Origin of the sequence: Luteolibacter sp., assembly GCF_039920825.1 — a bacterium.
GTDB lineage: Bacteria > Verrucomicrobiota > Verrucomicrobiia > Verrucomicrobiales > Akkermansiaceae > Luteolibacter.
In genome coordinates, this window is sequence record NZ_JBDSCX010000037.1 from 12851 (window position 1) to 29942 (window position 17092).

At 59.4% G+C, this 17092-nt stretch carries 15 protein-coding genes; 6 read left to right on the top strand and 9 right to left on the bottom strand.

The window, feature by feature from the left end:
* The first annotated feature begins 228 nt into the window (after window positions 1-228).
* Genes ABIQ96_RS08985 through ABIQ96_RS08995 form a run of 3 tightly spaced genes read left to right on the top strand, consistent with a single transcriptional unit; the run spans window position 229 to window position 1732 of the window.
* On the top strand, window positions 229-786 hold the full coding sequence (locus ABIQ96_RS08985; RefSeq protein ID WP_348214235.1) for a hypothetical protein: 558 nt from the start codon (window positions 229-231) through the stop codon (window positions 784-786).
* 10 nt (window positions 787-796) lie between these two features.
* A complete protein-coding gene (locus ABIQ96_RS08990; protein ID WP_348214236.1) occupies window positions 797-1372 on the top strand; it encodes an SET domain-containing protein-lysine N-methyltransferase in 576 nt (191 codons plus the stop codon).
* An 18-nt stretch (window positions 1373-1390) separates the two neighbouring features.
* The gene (locus ABIQ96_RS08995; RefSeq protein WP_348214237.1) at window positions 1391-1732 is read left to right on the top strand and encodes an MGMT family protein; all 342 of its coding nucleotides are present in this window, start codon (window positions 1391-1393) and stop codon (window positions 1730-1732) included.
* A 32-nt stretch (window positions 1733-1764) separates the two neighbouring features.
* On the opposite strand, the gene ABIQ96_RS09000 is transcribed toward ABIQ96_RS08995, so the two are convergent.
* The 3 genes from ABIQ96_RS09000 to ABIQ96_RS09010 form a co-directional block, all read right to left on the bottom strand.
* Window positions 1765-2085: a hypothetical protein gene (locus ABIQ96_RS09000; RefSeq protein WP_348214238.1), complete on the bottom strand. Its 321-nt coding sequence runs from the start codon at window positions 2083-2085 to the stop codon at window positions 1765-1767.
* Window positions 2086-2098: 13 nt separating this feature from the next.
* Window positions 2099-2731 (bottom strand): hypothetical protein, encoded by a 633-nt coding sequence (locus ABIQ96_RS09005; RefSeq protein WP_348214239.1) that lies wholly within the window; start codon window positions 2729-2731, stop codon window positions 2099-2101.
* A gap of 130 nt (window positions 2732-2861) precedes the next feature.
* Window positions 2862-3275 carry an Rrf2 family transcriptional regulator gene (locus tag ABIQ96_RS09010; protein WP_348214240.1) on the bottom strand — a complete coding sequence of 138 codons (414 nt, stop codon included), beginning with the start codon at window positions 3273-3275 and terminating at the stop codon, window positions 2862-2864.
* Here ABIQ96_RS09010 and cysE point away from each other — a divergent pair.
* The 3 genes from cysE to ABIQ96_RS09025 all read left to right on the top strand — a co-directional run bounded on the left by cysE (window position 3274) and on the right by ABIQ96_RS09025 (window position 5678).
* Window positions 3274-4137, top strand: coding sequence for a serine O-acetyltransferase (gene cysE / locus ABIQ96_RS09015; RefSeq protein ID WP_348214241.1), 864 nt, complete (start codon window positions 3274-3276; stop codon window positions 4135-4137). The two genes, ABIQ96_RS09010 and cysE, sit on opposite strands and share 2 nt — an antisense overlap.
* A gap of 1 nt (window position 4138) precedes the next feature.
* Window positions 4139-5110, top strand: coding sequence for a hypothetical protein (locus ABIQ96_RS09020; protein ID WP_348214242.1), 972 nt, complete (start codon window positions 4139-4141; stop codon window positions 5108-5110).
* A gap of 70 nt (window positions 5111-5180) precedes the next feature.
* Entirely contained in the window at window positions 5181-5678 is a 498-nt protein-coding gene (locus ABIQ96_RS09025) for a PH domain-containing protein (protein ID WP_348214243.1), read from the top strand.
* Between the two features lie 5 nt (window positions 5679-5683).
* Here the strand turns inward: ABIQ96_RS09025 and ABIQ96_RS09030 are convergent, their stop codons facing one another.
* The 6 genes from ABIQ96_RS09030 to ABIQ96_RS09055 all read right to left on the bottom strand — a co-directional run bounded on the left by ABIQ96_RS09030 (window position 5684) and on the right by ABIQ96_RS09055 (window position 17082).
* A complete protein-coding gene (locus ABIQ96_RS09030) occupies window positions 5684-6085 on the bottom strand; it encodes a DUF6515 family protein (protein WP_348214244.1) in 402 nt (133 codons plus the stop codon).
* 181 nt (window positions 6086-6266) lie between these two features.
* Complete coding sequence (locus ABIQ96_RS09035; protein ID WP_348214245.1) at window positions 6267-6716, bottom strand: hypothetical protein; 450 nt, start codon at window positions 6714-6716, stop codon at window positions 6267-6269.
* Between the two features lie 265 nt (window positions 6717-6981).
* Window positions 6982-8382 (bottom strand): RNA polymerase factor sigma-54, encoded by a 1401-nt coding sequence (rpoN, locus tag ABIQ96_RS09040; RefSeq protein ID WP_348214246.1) that lies wholly within the window; start codon window positions 8380-8382, stop codon window positions 6982-6984.
* 193 nt (window positions 8383-8575) lie between these two features.
* Complete coding sequence (locus tag ABIQ96_RS09045; RefSeq protein ID WP_348214247.1) at window positions 8576-12310, bottom strand: phosphoribosylformylglycinamidine synthase; 3735 nt, start codon at window positions 12308-12310, stop codon at window positions 8576-8578.
* Window positions 12311-12395: 85 nt separating this feature from the next.
* Complete coding sequence (locus ABIQ96_RS09050) at window positions 12396-16400, bottom strand: HEAT repeat domain-containing protein (protein ID WP_348214248.1); 4005 nt, start codon at window positions 16398-16400, stop codon at window positions 12396-12398.
* A 40-nt stretch (window positions 16401-16440) separates the two neighbouring features.
* Entirely contained in the window at window positions 16441-17082 is a 642-nt protein-coding gene (locus ABIQ96_RS09055; protein WP_348214249.1) for a DUF4159 domain-containing protein, read from the bottom strand.
* Window positions 17083-17092: the final 10 nt, after the last annotated feature.

Consider the following 17092-nt stretch of genomic DNA (forward strand, 5'->3'; position numbering starts at 1 on the left):
CAGCTTTACGCAAAGCCGCGGGGAAATCCAAGCGGAATCCCGGCAAGCTTGACGGGGCAGGGGGCAGAGGGCATCCATTGCCGCGTGAAACCGACGAAATTTATTTCATCCATCGCCGTTGTGGCACTGGTTGCCGGCAATCTTTTTGCCCAAGGAGGACCGCCGCCTCTGGCTCCGCTTCCAAAGATCCCGAAACAAGTTGCCGAACCGGCACACACCGCTTCCCCGATGGCTCCTCCCGACGTGGTCGCTTCGGCGGTGGACGCGGTGGCGAAGCTCGGCGAGGAAGTGGTGCTCGGTCGCTATCAGGTCGCCGTGGAGCGGATGAACCCGGTGTGGAAAGAGCGCACCGCGAAGCGCCTCGCCAGCCGGAGCGAGCCGGACGGCATGAAAGCGCTTGAAAAACAACTCGCCGGAGTCGCCCAACAGATGGTCCAGCAGGGCATCAGCATGATTTCCTTCAAGCCGCAGGGCCAGCCTCGCTCGTATGAAGTCGGTGCCGGGAAGAAGGTTGAAAAAGTCAACGGCCAGGATGTCGAGACTCTCGTTTTCAATCAATGGATGGTGCTGATTCCTACCGCGACGAAATTCAGAATCACCCGCCAGAACGAGAAAACCCTGGTGATCGAAAGCATCGGTTTCCAGGTCGCCGTTTCCGACAAGGGCAAGAACAACTGGACCTTCATTGACGGCTCCGGCATTTCTGTGAACGACCTGCGCGGACTTTTCTTCAATTTACCGCAGGACATGCAACTTCCTCCTGTTGAAAAACACGAATCTCGTTAGAATCCCATCCATGGCATCCAAGAAGAAAACCGCTACCGATCCCAACGTCCTGCATCGCAAGCTCGTCGAGCTTTGGAACCGCGGGCAAAGCACTTACTGCGAAGTCCGTGGCTCCGAGATCCACGGCCGTGGTGTTTACGCGACGAGTTTCATCCCCAAGGAAACGAAAATCATCGAATACGTCGGCGAGTTGATCGACAAGGACACCAGTGACAAACGCGGAGTCTCGCAGCACGAGAAGTCCCTCAAAACAGGCGACGCGGCGGTCTATATTTTCACGCTCTCGCGGAAATACGACATCGACGGGAATGTCCCTTGGAATACCGCGCGACTGATCAACCATTCCTGCAACCCGAACTGCGATGCATGGATCGAAGGTCGGAAAATTTTCATCCACTCCCTAACCGATATCAACGCGGGTGACGAACTCACCTTTGACTACGGCTTCGACGTGGAATGCTACGAGGATCATCCCTGCCGCTGCGGCAAGGACGGATGCGTCGGCTACATCGTCAGCCGCAGCCAATGGAAGGAACTGGAGGCGAAATTGAAGGCCAAAGGGAAAAAGACCGCAGCGAAGGCCTGAGTCGATCCTGCTCCCGCGATGAAGGCAAAGCCGCGCAACGAGCCCGCTTGGCAGGCAACCGATTTCCAGCGGGCCGTTTACGAAGCCGTCCGTCTGATTCCAGCGGGAAAGGTGTCCAGCTACGCCTGCATCGCCACGTGGATCCGACGCGGCAGCGCACGCACCGTCGGGACTGCCTTGCGCAACGCTCCTGACGATCCGGGGATCCCTTGCCATCGCGTCATCTGTTCCGATGGCCGCATCGGTGGCTTTGGCGGGGAAATGGCCGGTCCCCTTGTCGCCCGCAAGGAAAGACTCCTCCGCAGTGAAGGCGTAACCTTCGTCGCCAAAGGCAAGGTCGATCCCGCCGCCTTCATGTGATAGGGAATCTCTTTCCCCGTTGATCTAACGAATCAAGCCTGCATCAGCTTCAAGCCCCACCAGACCAAGGCCGCGGTCGCGGTGAGCAGCAGGAAAAGCAACATCAGACTGCGGTTTTGGTCGCGCAGGATGTTTTTCGCTTCACCGCGCGAGACGGTGTTCTCATGTTCGCGCCGACGTCTGCGGTCTTCGATTTCCGGCAGCGGGGGCATCGTGCTTTCCCGCTCCCGCTGTTCCCGGGCGAGTCGCTTCGGAATTTCAGCGACGTCCTTTTCCCGAAGGAGCAGGGCCTGTTGGCTCGCGCGGAGCTCGTGGAGTTCCTGGTCTTCCTTGAAAAAAGTGGTGCGGCTCATCGGTTAGGAGGGGCTATTTGAGGAGATAGATCACGAGGGCCAATCCGCCGAGGGCGACGATCGGCAGATTGAACGCGAACCCGTTGCGGAGGTTCAACATGAATTCCGAGGTGGGTCCCGTGCGCTTTCCCTGGCGATTGCGCTTCGACGGCCGGCCGAAGATGGTTCCGCTGCGGCCGTTTTGGAAATGGGCCGCCGCCTGATCATATTCGTCCGCGGCGATGTCCAACGCCATCGACGACTTCTCGAGTTTTTCGGATAGATTGTCGCGCGTCCAGCTTTCCGGATTGATCTTCTGGAGTTTGTCGAGATGGGCCGCGAAACAGCTGCGGCATTGTTCGAGATCCTCGGACTCCTGGCGCATCTCGTAGAGTCCCCGATCGATCATCGTCAGCGAAGAGGTCAGCTTTTCAGTGAGTTCCACCTGCTGGGTGAGGAAATGGCGCTTGCGACTGGTCAGCTCCTCGAGCTCGTTTTTCTTGCGCTCAAGCTCTTCGCGCTGGAGCTGGATGCGGTCCAATTCGTCCTGCGCGGCCTTCAGCTTGCGATCGTAGTCCTCGTCCCGGATTCCGGTGCTGCCGGAGGGCATTTCCATTTGCGTCGAGCGGATCTTGATGTGGTGGGTGTGTTCGCCGGGTGCAGCCATGGGTGATGAGGGGTTGAATAGACGCCATTTCCTTACCGGAAAACGGCTTTCCCAGCCAGCGAAATATTTCAGCTTTCTTGACAATTAGGGCGTTTGTGCCCTGAAAGCGTGGATTCGGCGAATTTCCCGCTCAAATGTAAAACATCGGATCGCCCTGATTGCTTGCCAGGGTTTCCACGGTGATCCCGTCCAAAGCGGTTTGCAGTCCGCTTGAAACCTGATCCCAAGCGCGCCGGACGGATTGGCCGGAGTCGCCCTCGCGGGTGACCGAGCATTGCAGCAGCGCCGGATCCACCGCCTCGACGACCTGCCGCAGCGTGATCAGGTTCGCGGTGCGGCCCAAAAGGTAGCCACCGGCCTTGCCGCGGCGGCTCTCGATCAGCCCGGCGCGGCGCAAATCGTTGAGAATCTGCACGAGAAAATTTCCGGACACTGCTTCGCGTTGCGCTAGGTCCTCAAGCCGTGTAAGAGTTCGCCCGTCATGGTATTTCGCCAGTTGGGCCATCGCCCGGCAGGCGTATTCCAATTTCTGTGAAATCTTCATGAGCGAATCTCAACAGGCCGGACTTCTTCCGGCGAGCAAGAATAAAGCCAAGCTTTGCGCCGGAAAAGCCACGGACCTCCGCACGGTCTGGGAAGACCTGCGAAGCGAAGCGAAGCGTGTGGTGGAGGAAGAACCCACGCTGCGGCACTTGGTCGACGACGTTATCCTTTCCCGCGAAACCTTGGCCGCTGCGCTCGGTGCCCGGCTGGCCCGCAGGCTTGCCCGCGAGGACATGCCGCGGGTCAGCATGGAGCCGCTGCTCACCGGGGTGTTCGAGGCCTATCCGCAAATCGTTCATGCGGCGTCGCGGGATTTGCTCGCGATGTTCGAGCGCGATCCGGCCTGCTTTTCCCCGCTGGAACCACTGCTTTTTTTCAAAGGCTTCCTCGCTCTAACGACCTATCGCGTCTCCCACCAACTCTGGGTGGATGAGCGGCGCTGGCTCGCGCTTTATTTCCAAAGCCTCGCCAGCGAGGTCTTCGCCGTGGATATCCACCCGGCCGCGCGCATCGGCTGCGGCATCCTGCTGGATCACGCGACTTCGTTTGTCGTCGGGGAAACCGCCATCATCGAGGACGACGTTTCCATCCTTCACGAGGTCACGCTTGGTGGTACCGGCAAGGAGTCCGGCAACCGCCACCCGATCATCCGTTCCGGCGTCTTGTTAGGTGCCGGTGCTAAAATCCTCGGCCGCGTCGAGATCGGCACGGGGGCGAAAGTTGGCGCCGGCAGCGTCGTCCTCAACGACGTCGCGCCGCACAATACCGTCGCTGGTGTTCCCGCCGTCGTCGTCGGAGTGTCCCGCGAGCAAAATCCCGCCATCGAAATGAACCAGCATCTCGATTGCTGCGGAAATATCTAATATGATGAAATTCCGATTACTCTCCTTCGCCCTGATCGCCCTTGCCGCCTCGTCCTGTGACAAGGCGAAAAGCCTTGTCGGCAAGGCTCGCTCCGCCGTTGCTTCCGAGATCGCCAAACAAGGGGAATCCGGATCCACCAAGCCGGACCCCGCGCTTCAGAAACTCGTCGATCAAACGGCCGAAGGCGTGGTCTTCCGCAAGGACCTGCCGTTTCCAACCCATATCGAAACGAAAGTTACCCGCGTCAGCGAGGTTTCCATCAGATCGTCCGAAGCGTCGGCCATCGAAAAGACGTCGAAACAAGTCAAAGGGACCCAGACCGAAATCGGCAAATTCGAGCGTTCGGACGATCAAATCCGCTACACGAACCTTGAATCCACGTTCATCGATTCAGGCACCGAAGAAGACAAGCAGGCGGCCATTCACCAGGCGGCCAAAGCCTCCAAACCGCTCGTTTTCATCAAATCCGGATCGTCGTGGAAATCCAATGGAACCGACTTCCTCTCAGCCGCCCTCTCCAAGACGTTGTCCCCGGTGTTCGATCAGATCCTCGTCGAAAACGCACTGGCTCCCCGGACTCTCTGGTTTGGAAAACGTCGGTTCAAAATCGGTGACCAACTCGCGGTCACCGGCGCCACACTTCCCATGCTGGTCGCCGGCAAGGCCACCGGATCGTTCAATCTCACCCTGGAGTCCTTTGAGGCCGTCGACGGGCACCCGTGCGGAGTTTTCAAGGTCACTGGCGACTACAGCCGCAAGCAGTTTCCGGACATTGATGGTAATCTAACTGACGAAGATGTTACCATCCAGTCCGGCAAGTTCTGGCTATCGCTTATCTATCCGATCATCCTGCGCGAGGAAACCGACACCATCCAGACGATCAGCTCCGGCGAACGTGGAAACCTCGCCACTCACGGCCGTGGCACCCGCAAGATCTCCCTCGTCCGCGAATGGAAGATCACCACCAAGTGATGAAGCCGTTGGAAACCCATTCCGATTCTCCACTTGCAGGAACCCTGAAAAAATAACCATCATCCCGACGATGAACGACGAAAATTCCCTTTGGAAAGGCAGCTCCTCCCAGTGGCTCAACCTCGGCCCCTTTATCGCGGCGCTTCTTCTTGCGATCGGCGTCATCATCGGCGGGGTGTTTTTTACTCCGGCTTTCATCGCCCTCGTCCTGCCGCTGGCTTACATGATCTGGAAATATCTGGTCGTCCGCACGCGGACATATGAAATCACTAGCCAGCGCGTCCGTGTCACCTCAGGCGTCATCAACCAGACCATTGATGAAATCGAACTCTACCGCGTCAAGGACACCCAGATGTTCCGCCCTTGGTGGATGCGGCTCACCGGACTCGCCTCGATCCATTTGGATACCTCTGACCGCTCGATTCCGAATCTCGTCATTCCCGCCGTCCCCGGGGGGGCCGAACTCCGCGAGGTGCTCCGCCAACAGGTCGAACTCACCCGCGACCGCAAGCGGGTTCGCGAGATGGATTTCGACGAGGTTGGCGGATCGTCCCTCGAAGACGCCTGATCTTGTTAGTAAGGGCGGCTGACGATCATATATCTATTTCCACTCCGCTGGTAGTAGCGGTCGTTGACCTGATAGTATTGCCGGCCGCTGTAGTGGACGACGCGGTATCCGGATGGCAGGCGATCAACATAGACCACGCGTGAGGGCGGATAGTGCCCGTGCGGCGCTTCCACCACGACATATCTTCCGGAGCGGGAACGATAATAGGTGCCGTTGTGAACAAAGTAGCGGCTTCCCCCGACGACTTCAGTCCGGTAGCCGGAGGGGAGTGTCCGGACTTCGTAGCCGACACGGACCGCTGTGGCTTGCTGGCCCGGACCTGGGTAGGGCGCTACGCAACTCGGTAGCAAAGATCCGAGAGCGAGTCCGAATGATCCGATGAGAATAGGTTTGATGGATAAGTTCATTGTGGGAATGGTTGGTGTTGTGGAATCTGCTTTTGCAGGGTGCGGACCACCTCCACCAAGCATCCCGGAATCGTCTGCAATCCTTGTCAGTTAAGGATTCGCTGCGATGGACTCGTGACCTCGATTGGTGACTTTCTGTGGAATTGCACGAAACGTCGTGCACTGTGCATCGCCAGAACCTCTAACGGGGTAGCTTGGAGAGCGGCTGATCCTCGACTGGTTTTTCGGCCGAATTCTGCTGTTTCGGCGGATTCGAATGGAGAGGGAGCTCCTCTTGATTCCTGATCAAATCCAAATGTCGGGAAACGGCGAGTTCCAGTTCCGCTTCACGGGCGCCGACCTTGGCCATTGCCTCGCGGATGGCGGACCGGAAAGTCCCGTCGGAAACGCAGTTGGCATACTTCTCGTTGAGCCGGGTCAAGGTCTCCAGATCATGGCGGTTCGCCGCGGTTTCGATCCTGGACAAGATCAGGGAACGCTTCGATTGATACTCGCCCGCGCGGGCGACTCTCTCCCGTTGATCCATGCCCAACTTGATGACAACAGGCGAGAGAACAAGCGCGATGGCGACCGATGCGGGGAGTAGTCCCAGCGCTCGATGAGGTTTGTAAGGAGGAAGCGTGGCAATCATGACCGTCGGGTTTTTCCAGTCTATCTTCGGGCCGTCCAAACTGCGAAACGGGAAATCTATTTCAGCACGGAAGAAGAGCTTTGCAAGCGATCGCAATCCAAGTGCCGAAATGGACACTATTTCTCTTCGACTCAGGATTCATTGCAATCTCAAAGCTTCCGAATTCTTCTCGGATTTTACGCAATCTGCGAGTAAGGAGTTAGGGAGTGCGAAATACGAATTATCCTTGGGCAGATCCGGCGATTTGCAATGTCCGTCTGAGAAATCAGAACGTCTTCCTCAAATGCGAAGGCAGGATGTTCAATTGCTCACGGTATTTGGCGACGGTCCGGCGGGCGACCTTGATTCCTTGTTTATCGAGCGCCTTCATCAGGACTTCGTCCGAGAGCGGTTTGGAGGGATTCTCGGCTGCCACGAGCTGTTGGATGGCCTCTCGGACTCCGGCGTTGGAAACCTCGGCACCGTCGCTGGTCTGATAGCCGGTGGCGAAAAACGCCCGCATTTCCATCAGTCCGTGTGGAGTGAAGACATATTTTCCTGCAACGGCGCGCGAAATGGTCGTCGCGTGGAGGCTCAACTCGTCCGCGATGTCGTTCATTGTCAACGGCCGCAAATGGCGCGGCCCCTTGGTGAGGAACAACGGTTGGTGTTCGATCAGCTTGTGGGCGATGGCGAGGATGGTCTCCTGGCGCAGCGAAATGGCGTGAATCAAGCTGCGACCGTCGCGGATCTGATCGCGGAGAAACTGGCGGGCCTTGGCATCGGTGCCGCTTTTCCCGATCATGTCCTTGTAGAAATCGTTGATCCGCAGGTTCGGCAAATGCTCGCCGGTGAGCCTGGCATACCAGTTTCCATCGTCATCTCGTTCGATCACGACGTCCGGAAGGATGTAGGGATTTCCCGTCGGGTCGAATTCTCCGCCGGGGTTGGGGGTCAGTCGGCCGATCCGGGAGGCGGCCTCCGCGATGCGCTCCACGGTGGTTCCGAGTGCTCGGGCAATCTGCGGGTGGCGCTTGCGGGCGAGATCCTCGAGGTGATCGCGGACGATTTTGTATTCGATCGTGTCCTTGCCGGTCGTGCGCTCCAATTGGAGGAGCAGCGATTCCGGAATTCCCGATGCGCCGATACCGGCGGGATCAAATGACTGGACCAGCGCCAATGCCTCGGCCATCGGCTTAGGCCTGATCTCCATCCTCTGGGCGAGGGTCTTCGCCGGTAGGTCAAGAAATCCACGGTCGTCCAGATTGCCCAGAATGGCTTGCGCCGCCTCGCGGACTTCGGGTTCGACCATCGCCAGATCCAGCTGGTTTTGAAGGTGTTGCTGGAGCGTTTCCGGCGCGACGATGGAGTCATACACGCGCTGGCGGCGCTCCTCGTCCTCGCTGGTCCACGGCGAGCTTTTCCCTTCGAGGATCGTGCGGTCGCGCCAATCGTCGTCAGTCTCGTTCATGTAATCCAACGAATCCGCCTCGTCGGGATCCGGGCCTTCCTCGTCGAGAGAAATGATTTCCGTCAGATCCTCTAGCACCGGATTGGTTTCCAGCGCCTGCTGAACGAGCTGGGTGAGCTCAAGAGTGCTCGCTTGGAGGATTTCCAAGCTCTTGCGCATCTGCGGCGCAAGCGTCTGCTGTTGGGACAGCGATTGATGGAGAAATACGTCTGGCATTGTCGGCAACTGCTTGCCGTTGAAAATCCTATGACGCTTATTTCAAAAATGAAGCAAAAATTGTGCCATTTTCAAAACTTTATCCCTTGCGTTTGGCTGGATCTACTTCACTCGACTCCTCCGCGTCGCCGCCAAGTTGATGGCGGAGACGGCGCTTTTCAAGCCGGATTTCAGCTGTCGCCCTAGGTTGTGCTCATTTGAAATAGCCGATGCCCGCGCTGAACAACGGCTGACGCTTGTCACCCGGCACGTTTTTTGCGACCTGATTGCCGCTGCGTTCGGTGTGGGCCATTTTTCCGAAAACGCGGCCGCAGGGGCTGGTGATGCCTTCGATCGCGGCGAGCGAGCCGTTCGGATTGATGACGATGTCCATCGAGGGGACACCGTTTTCATCGCAGTATTGGGTGGCGATCTGGCCGCTTTTCGCCAGTTCGGCGATGACGGCGTCGCTGGCGTGGAATTTTCCTTCGCCATGGGAAACCGGAACGCGGTGGATGTCGCCGGTCTGGCTGATAGCGAGCCAGGGAGAAAGCGTGCTGACGATCCGGGTGCGGGCGTAGCAGGAAATGTGGCGGCCGATGCTGTTATGAACCAGCGTCGGCGCGTCGGCGGTGGCGTCGCGGATTTCGCCGTAAGGCACGAGGCCGGTTTTGACGAGCGCCTGGAAGCCGTTGCAAATGCCGAGAATCAGTCCGTCGCGGTTTTTCAACAAGTCCATGATCGCATCCGCCACGCGTGGGTTGCGGATGATCGTAGCGATGAATTTCGCCGAGCCATCGGGCTCGTCACCCGCGCTGAAGCCGCCGGGAAACATTAGGATTTGCGATTGGCGGATTTGCGCGGCGAGGGCGGTTAGGGATTCCTCGATGTGTTTTGCGGATAGATTCCGGAACACCAGGATCTCCGCTTCGGCCCCGGCCTCGCGGAAAGCCTTGGCGGAATCGTATTCGCTGTTGGTGCCCGGGAAGGAGGGAATCAGGACCTTCGGTTTGGAGATCGTGGATCGTGGATGATGGATCGTGGATGAGGAGTAGAGAGGGATATCCAAAATCTCCGATCCCTGATCCGCAATCTCCACTGTTGTTGGGAAAATCGGCTCCAGCGTGGAGGTCCAGGCGTTTTCAAGTTCGGTGAGGGTGTGCGCTTCACTGTTCAGGACCAGAGCGGCGGCACTCGTTGTTTTGCCGAGTTCGACCGATCCGAATTCAGCGGGAAGCGGTTCTTCGTGCTCGATGAGGAAGGCGAAATAGCGGCCGGCGGCCGTATCGAGCGTGGTGTTGATTTCCGCGCCGACGTGGTTGCCGAACGCCATTTTCGCAAGCGCCACGGCGATGCCCGCCCTTCCGATGTGATGGAGCGCGAGGATTTTACCATCGACATTGAGCTGATAGAGCGCGGTGGCCACCTGCTTCAATTCGATGAAATCCGGAAGCTGGTCCGCGTCGCGCGAGACCTCGATGAGTGAGATCGTCGATCCCGGCTTTTTTAATTCAGGAGAAAGTGCGAGCGACGCCTTGCCCGGTGCGAGGGCAAATGAAACCAGTGTCGGCGGGACATCGAGATCGTTGAAAGAGCCGGACATCGAGTCCTTGCCGCCGATGGCTGCGAGTCGCAGCGAGTGTTGCGCGTGCCAGGCTCCTAACAACGCTGCGAACGGTAGGCCCCAGCGGCTGGCGTCGTTGCCGAGTTTCGGGAAATATTCCTGCAGCGTAAGCCGGACGTCGGAGAGCCGGGCCCCCGCAGCGACGGCCTTACAGACGGACTCGGTTACGGCATAGACCGCGCCATGGAACGGGGAGCGGGAGGAAATTTCGGGGTCGAATCCCCAGCTCATGAAAGTGGCAACATCGGTATCACCTTCCAACAGCGGCAGCTTCGCCACCATCGCATCCGGCGGGGTGAGTTGTCGTTCGCCGCCGAAGGGCCATAGCACGGTGCCTGCGCCGACGGATCCATCGAAGATTTCCCCGAGGCCTTTTTGTGAACAGATGTTAAGACTCGAAAGGCGGGAGACGAGCGACTCCGCGCGATTCGTTTCCAACGGTTCTTTGTTAGGTGTGCCCGCCACGTGGATCCGTGCCGTCTGTTGGACGCCGTTGGTGTCGAGGAAAGCGCGGGAAAGATTGACGATGGTCTTGCCGCGCCATGTCATCACCAGTCGGCCGCTGTCGGTGACATTGGCAACGTGGACGCATTCGACGTTTTCCTTGTCGGCTTCGCGGATGAAATAGTCGATCTCGGAAGGATCGACGCAGACCGCCATGCGCTCCTGGGATTCGGAAATCGAAAGTTCCGTGCCGTCGAGGCCATCGTATTTCTTCGGAACGGCATCGAGGTTGATTTCAAGTGAGGGCGCGATTTCGCCGATGGCCACCGACACGCCACCGGCTCCGAAATCGTTGCAAATCTTGATCTTGCGGGTGAGTTCGGCGTTGCGGAAAAGCCGTTGGATCTTGCGCTCGGTCGGAGCGTCGCCCTTTTGAACCTCGGCGGAATTTTCGAGCGCGGTGTCGGTGTGTTCCTTCGAGGAACCAGTGGCACCGCCGACGCCATCGCGTCCGGTACGCCCGCCGATGAGGAGGATCACATCGCCCGGGGCAGGGGATCCGCGGAAAACATTGGAGCGTGGGGCAGCCGCGACGACGGCACCGATTTCCATGCGCTTGGCGACGTAGCCGGGGTGATAGACTTCCGCGACCTGGCCGGTCGCAAGGCCGATCTGGTTACCATACGACGAGTAACCTTTGGCTGCGACCTGACAGATTTTCTTCTGCGGCAGCTTGCCGGGAAGTGTTTCGGAAAACGGCGTGCGGGGATCGCCGGCACCGGTGACGCGCATCGCCTGATAGACATAGGAGCGTCCTGATAGGGGATCGCGGATACAACCGCCGAGACAGGTCGCCGCTCCGCCGAATGGCTCGATCTCGGTCGGATGGTTGTGCGTCTCGTTCTTGAACATCACCAACCACTCCTCGGTGAAAGTTGATGGTTGAGAGTTGATAGTTGATGGATGGAATATTTCCACCGGGACCACGATGGAAGCGGCGTTCACCTCCTCGGAAACTTCGAGGTTGTCGAGCTCGCCGGACGCACGCAGCTCGCGCATGCCGATGAGGGCGATGTCCATCAGCGTGACCGGCTTGTCCTCGCGGCCGAGCGCCTTGCGGGTGTCGAGGTAGGATTGCCAGGCGCGTTGAACAGGCTCCGTGTTTTCACCGAAGGTCACCTCGTCGATTTTCGTTAGGAAAGTCGTGTGGCGGCAGTGATCGGACCAGTAGGTGTCGAGCATGCGGATCTCGGTGAGGCTCGGATCGCGCTTTTCCTCATCGCGGAAATAGGTTTGGCAAAACGCGAAATCGGCTTCCGACATCGCCAACCCCAACCCGCTGCGGCGACTGGCGAGCGCGGTCGCTGATTCCGTGATGAAGCCGGTGAGGATCGCCACGTCGGCGGGCTCGTGGGTTTTCGGTTTCAAGGAATCCGGCACGGTCATCCCCGCTTCGTGGGAATCGACGGCATTGATGACGAACGATTTGATGCTCCTGATTTCGTCCAAAGAAAGCGAACCCCTGAGCACGATGACTTTCGCGGAAGCAACCAGCGGGCGGTCCATACCGGTGAGAATCTGGACGCATTGTGCGGCGGAATCGGCGCGTTGGTCGAACTGTCCGGGCAGGAATTCGACGGCGAACGCAGTCTCGTTTTCACCCAGTGTCAGGGCGTTTGAAATCGAATCCACCTGCGGCTCCGAGAGGATCAGGCGCGATGCCGAGCTGAATTCCGCATCGGAAAGCCCGTCGATGTCGTAGCGTTGGATCAGCCGGATCCCTTTGAGTCCGGGCAGCACGAGTGATTCGTGGAGGTCGTGCAGGAGATGGCTGGCCTCGGCGTTGTGGGCGGCTTTTTTTTCGACGAAAATGCGATTCATGGGAGCGGTGAGCGGCAGAGCTTTGGAAAGCGCCGGATGCTAGGACACCCGTCCGGGAGCGCAAGCGGAATGGGGCGCGCCGGTTTCAACGGGCAACCAACCATTTTTGGCCCACCAGAATAATGATGGCCAGAACCACGAAAATCAGCCCCAGCCCGATCTTCACCGTGGAGGTGTGCTTTTTTTGGAAAGCGACGAGGCTTTCGCTGCGGAGGCCGCTGTAGGCCAGAAGGAAAATCACGACCAGCGGGATGATGAAGGCGACATTGTAGATCACCAGCCAGAGCACCGCGTCGAGGCGGCCCTGTTGGATTTGATAAATGATCGGCGCATAGACCTGCCCGGTGCAGGCGAGCTCCAGCAGCGAAATGACGATTCCTGAAATGAAGGCGGCGATCACGAAATTCCGCGCCCGGGCTCCGCTGCGGATCACGCCGCGGATACGGTTCTTGATGAAGCCGGGAAGCTGGAGGGTCATCTCGTCCAGCTTCCCGCCGCGCGCGCGCCACGCATCGCGGAACGACAGGGCGGCGGCAAGCAGCGCCAGGGCCGCGAATCCGAGATTCATCCATTTCTGGAAGCCGGAGAACCGTTCGTTGAGCGCGGCCAGCGACTGATAGAGAACCAGTCCGGCGGCGAGGTAGGCGATGAAAACGGCGGAAATGAACGCCGCTCCCACCATCAGCATCTCCCGCGGAGTGCGGCGGGCGATTTGCAGATAGGATAGGAAGAAGATGATGGTCGCGAAGGCACAGGGATTGACTCCGTCTAACAGTCCTGCTCCGATGACGACGGGAAGTGTGAATGCCGCATAGCGGCGGTCCACGATTTCTCCGGCGGCGGCGGTCTCCGCCTTGCCGATCTCCATCCAGGAGTCATCCTGCGCGGTGGCCATGGTTTTGGAGAAAAGGCCTGCAAGTGACTGCGGAGAAATGTCCTCGCGGACGAGAAATCCGCCCTGGCTGAAAATGGCCGGGCTGAGCGTTTGCTTCGCGGAAGGAACGGAAAACCTCTGACACAGCGCCTGATTCAGCAACGTGCCCGAAGCTTCGAGAATGTTGTGCTCGTTCAGCTTGAGAAGGGGAAACTCCTCCTGGATTGCTTTGAGATATTCCTTCGTGCGGGCACATTCCGGGCATCCGGGCTTGTAAAAGAAGATAACTTCCAGCGAGGCGCGGGCGGCGGGCGTCTCCTCCACCGGAGCGGTGGTTAGAAGTTCCTTTTCCTTCGCGTCGTTGTCTGGAGCGGCCCGTGCCAGTGAGGCGAAGGTGGCGAAGCCATCCTTCCTCGCCGGATTGACGCGCTCGTTGAGGGTCTTCATTTCCTTCGGCCCGATGCGGGATGGATCGATGATGGCAAGCAACGGTCTCAACCCCGGGGTGGCGCGACCGGCGTTTTCCGAAAGCCAGTGGCCGATGCGGGTTCTGGCATCGAGCTCCTTCGGCAATTGTTGGACGAGCGCGGCCAGCGAGTCGATGTCGATGGTGGAGCCTTGGGTCAGGAGTGTGAAGGCCGCTTCGAACCGCACGAGCGGCGAGGTATCCTGTGCCGCAAGCTGGGTGAGTTGCTTTTTCAAATCATCCGTTAGGCGGGGTTTTGCCTCGCCGTAATACCAGTGCTCGTCGGGACTCACGAGGACGTTGGAAAACTGATGGGTCCAGTTGGTTTGGCCAGCGTTCAGGCTTTGGGGGAGGACCACCCGGACAAAGGCTTCCGGATCGGCCGCGATGGTTGCGGCCGCCGCCCGGAAATCGGCGGGACGCAGGGTGGAAATCGCATGCCATGCCGCACGGCGGAGCAACGGATCCGGCGAGGTCTTGTATTTCTCCAGTGCTCTGAACGTGGCGGGCGATGGCAGATTCCGCAGGCAGACGGTGGCGAGCACCCGCATGGGAGTGCTTGGGGCCGGTGATTCCAAGAGGGCGACAGCCCAGTCGCGGACGAGGTTTTTCAGCTTGGCGGAGCGCACCGCGGATTCAAACCGGTAGCCATAGATTTCCTGGGGCTGGAGGAGTGCTCCAGAACGGGCGAGTTCCGCGAGAACCAGACCGGCAAAGGCGGGTGCCTTGTCATTTGATAGAGCGGCTTCCGCGGCACCGGTTCGGATTTCAGGAATCGCATCACGCATCAGCTCGGCGAGCAGCGGCAGCGCCTCACGGACCGACGGTTCTCGAATGTTTTCCGTGATCGCGGTTTTCTGCGCGGTGGTTAGTGCGGGCAGCTCCTTGAGTAGGGTGGTGAATCCATCCGCGTAACCGGCCTTTGCCAGATTCAGCGCGGCGCGAAATCGTTCGCCAGGCGGACTCTCAAGAGTGATTCGGCGGGTGAGTTCGTGGACCAATTCTTCCTGGGCTCTGGGAATGACGGTGATCGCTGTCTCCGGTTCGGCCTTTCGATCCGATTGAAGGAAGGCGTTGTACAAGCTGTCGAGCGCGGTGGGTTCGCTGTTGGCCAGCCCGGCATCCAAGGCTTCCATGACGCGGGGATCGATACTTCCGGACGCTGGCAGCGCGAGGCGCTCCATCACAGCCTCGGTCTTTTCCGGATTCCCGGAGCGCAGTGCGGAGACGATCACACTCGAATAATGATTGTCCTTCATCAGCTCCTCGTCGCCAGCGATCTCCCGCAGCGCGGCGCATGCGACGTCGGGGTTCGGATCGGTGGTAAAATGCAGGATCAGACTCACCAGGACCTTGCGGTTGGATTCGGTGGCCCGCAGCGCAGCCAGCCGGGCTTCCGGGGAAACGGTTTCGAGACGGGCGAGCAATTCCGCATCGGGTTGCTGGCCGAGGGAGCCGTATCCTTCGATGACCGGGCCCGCCATGTCCTCATCCTTCATGAACATCGCCTTGAGCTTCGGGAGGGCCGACTTTTCTCCCATGGCGGAGATCGCCTTGATGGCGGCGAAGCGCACGAAGTCATCGGGATCCTCCAGCATGGCGAGACAGGCATCCTTCGCCGCGGAGATCCGGCGTTTGGCCACATATTCAAGGGCCGCGGCGCGAACCCGCCAGCGCTTGTCGCCGAGTGCGGTGACCACGGCGGCGTCCGCCGCCACGGGTGGCTGTTTCTTCGTGCCGGAGCTGAATTCATCGGACGAGCTTTCACCTGATAAAGTCAGGCTCGTTTGGATCGCGGAAATCAGCAGGTCCTCGTCAGGATGATTTAAAAACGAAGCGACCAGTTCCGCCGTTGCTTTTCCCGGGACATCCTTGAGCTGCCGCAACGCGCCATGGATGACGTTGACATCGCTCTCCTGCTTGAGCAGCGGGGCGACGATCTCCACCGCCGGCTCGCCTCCGGTGACCAACAGCGCGTCAATCGCACTTTCGCGCACCAGAGGATCCGGGTGGGTGATGAAATCGCGGAGAATCGGCAGCGCCAGCAAGCCCGCTTCGCGGACCGTCGCCAGCGAGGAGAGGATCTGATCCCTGCTCCCGAACGCAAGCTGGCGGGCGGTGACCGCAGCCTGGTCGCCGAGCTGGCGGGAGAGGGTGATTTGGTATTGCGTCTCGCGGATCCGCGCCCGGTGGCCGGTGGTTAGAGTGGGAGTGTCGTTCAGGAATGTTTCAAGAAACCCGACGGAGGAAAGTCCTTCCGCCTCGAGCATTCTGCGGGCGCGGCTGGCCTTGTCGGCGTCCTCCGCAAGAATGTCCTGCAGATAGCCGCGGCGTTGTTCATCGGAGAAGATCCCACCGGTTTTGGGTTTCACCGGATCCTTCGCCCATGCGCGCCAGCGGACGAGCGCGGCGGCGTTCTCCGGCGAGTCGGCCGGCGTCCACGGATTGTAGGAAAGATCCCCGCCCGCCAACTCTTCAAGCAACTCCAGCGAACCGAGCCGCACCGCGAGCATGGGGTGTCCTAACAGTGAAACGAGATCCTGAAGTGGCGGGTTCTTCGATTCGGTGAGGGTGCTGCGGATACTCTCCCGCCGCGCGGGGTCCGCAAGCCGGGGAAGAATCTCTATCAGGGTCGGCACATCGAAATTGCCACGGAGGAAACGCTCCATCGCCGCGTCCGGCGTCTCCGCGGCCATCATCGGCGAGGCGAGCGTGAAGAGCAGGAAAAGGAGCTGGAAGCGGCGTTTCAAATGGGAATGGGTGCGGGGGCGGAAATGTCCGGATGACGGGTCAGTGGAGCAGCGCGTAGGCGACGATGTTCGCGTTGATCTCCATCGAGTTCAGGACTTCGTTGCCGCCGCAGCAGCAGCAGCCTTCGGTGTGGGAAGTGTCGTTGAGTCCATCGACGGAATACACGGCCACGATCTTGCCGTTGTGGGTCACGCCGCGCAGCATCGACTCGTCCTTGGAGTGGGAGAGTTTCATGTCCTTCACATCGAAGATCGTCCGATAGATCTCGTGGTCGGCGGGAATGTCCTTGAGGGAGTCATTTCCGAAAATCGATTTGATTTCCCGCTCGAATGCGGCTCCCCATGGTTTGTTAGAGCAGGAGGCGGAGGCGAGCAGGAATCCGCCGTTTTCGAGATAGCGTTTGAGGTTCTCACGCTCCTTGGTGGTGAGGTTGAAATCGGCCTCTCCGGTCATGATGACGAAAGGGATTTTGAACAGTTCCTCGTCGGCGAGTTTCACGGCCTTGAAGCGGCGCTCCGTGGCGATGGAGGTTTTCTGTTGGACGGTGGTGAGGAACTCGTCGCTGAAGCACTTCGAAGTACGGGTGCCGGCGTAGATGAGGTTGCCGCATTCGACGGCACCTTCCTTGGCGCCCGCAGGGAGCGCCAGCAGTGCTAGCAGGAGCATGGATGACAGTTTCATGGTGTTGGCT

Excerpts from the sequence above, each read along its gene's own strand:
- ABIQ96_RS08985 (WP_348214235.1), top strand. The coding sequence starts at position 229 with ATGGCTCCTCCCGACGTGGTCGCTTCGGCGGTGGACGCGGTGGCGAAG.
- ABIQ96_RS08990 (WP_348214236.1), top strand. The coding sequence starts at position 797 with ATGGCATCCAAGAAGAAAACCGCTACCGATCCCAACGTCCTGCATCGC.
- ABIQ96_RS08995 (WP_348214237.1), top strand. The coding sequence starts at position 1,391 with ATGAAGGCAAAGCCGCGCAACGAGCCCGCTTGGCAGGCAACCGATTTC.
- ABIQ96_RS09000 (WP_348214238.1), bottom strand. The coding sequence starts at position 2,085 with ATGAGCCGCACCACTTTTTTCAAGGAAGACCAGGAACTCCACGAGCTC.
- ABIQ96_RS09005 (WP_348214239.1), bottom strand. The coding sequence starts at position 2,731 with ATGGCTGCACCCGGCGAACACACCCACCACATCAAGATCCGCTCGACG.
- cysE (WP_348214241.1), top strand. The coding sequence starts at position 3,274 with ATGAGCGAATCTCAACAGGCCGGACTTCTTCCGGCGAGCAAGAATAAA.
- ABIQ96_RS09010 (WP_348214240.1), bottom strand. The coding sequence starts at position 3,275 with ATGAAGATTTCACAGAAATTGGAATACGCCTGCCGGGCGATGGCCCAA.
- ABIQ96_RS09020 (WP_348214242.1), top strand. The coding sequence starts at position 4,139 with ATGATGAAATTCCGATTACTCTCCTTCGCCCTGATCGCCCTTGCCGCC.
- ABIQ96_RS09025 (WP_348214243.1), top strand. The coding sequence starts at position 5,181 with ATGAACGACGAAAATTCCCTTTGGAAAGGCAGCTCCTCCCAGTGGCTC.
- ABIQ96_RS09030 (WP_348214244.1), bottom strand. The coding sequence starts at position 6,085 with ATGAACTTATCCATCAAACCTATTCTCATCGGATCATTCGGACTCGCT.
- ABIQ96_RS09035 (WP_348214245.1), bottom strand. The coding sequence starts at position 6,716 with ATGATTGCCACGCTTCCTCCTTACAAACCTCATCGAGCGCTGGGACTA.
- rpoN (WP_348214246.1), bottom strand. The coding sequence starts at position 8,382 with ATGCCAGACGTATTTCTCCATCAATCGCTGTCCCAACAGCAGACGCTT.
- ABIQ96_RS09045 (WP_348214247.1), bottom strand. The coding sequence starts at position 12,310 with ATGAATCGCATTTTCGTCGAAAAAAAAGCCGCCCACAACGCCGAGGCC.
- ABIQ96_RS09055 (WP_348214249.1), bottom strand. The coding sequence starts at position 17,082 with ATGAAACTGTCATCCATGCTCCTGCTAGCACTGCTGGCGCTCCCTGCG.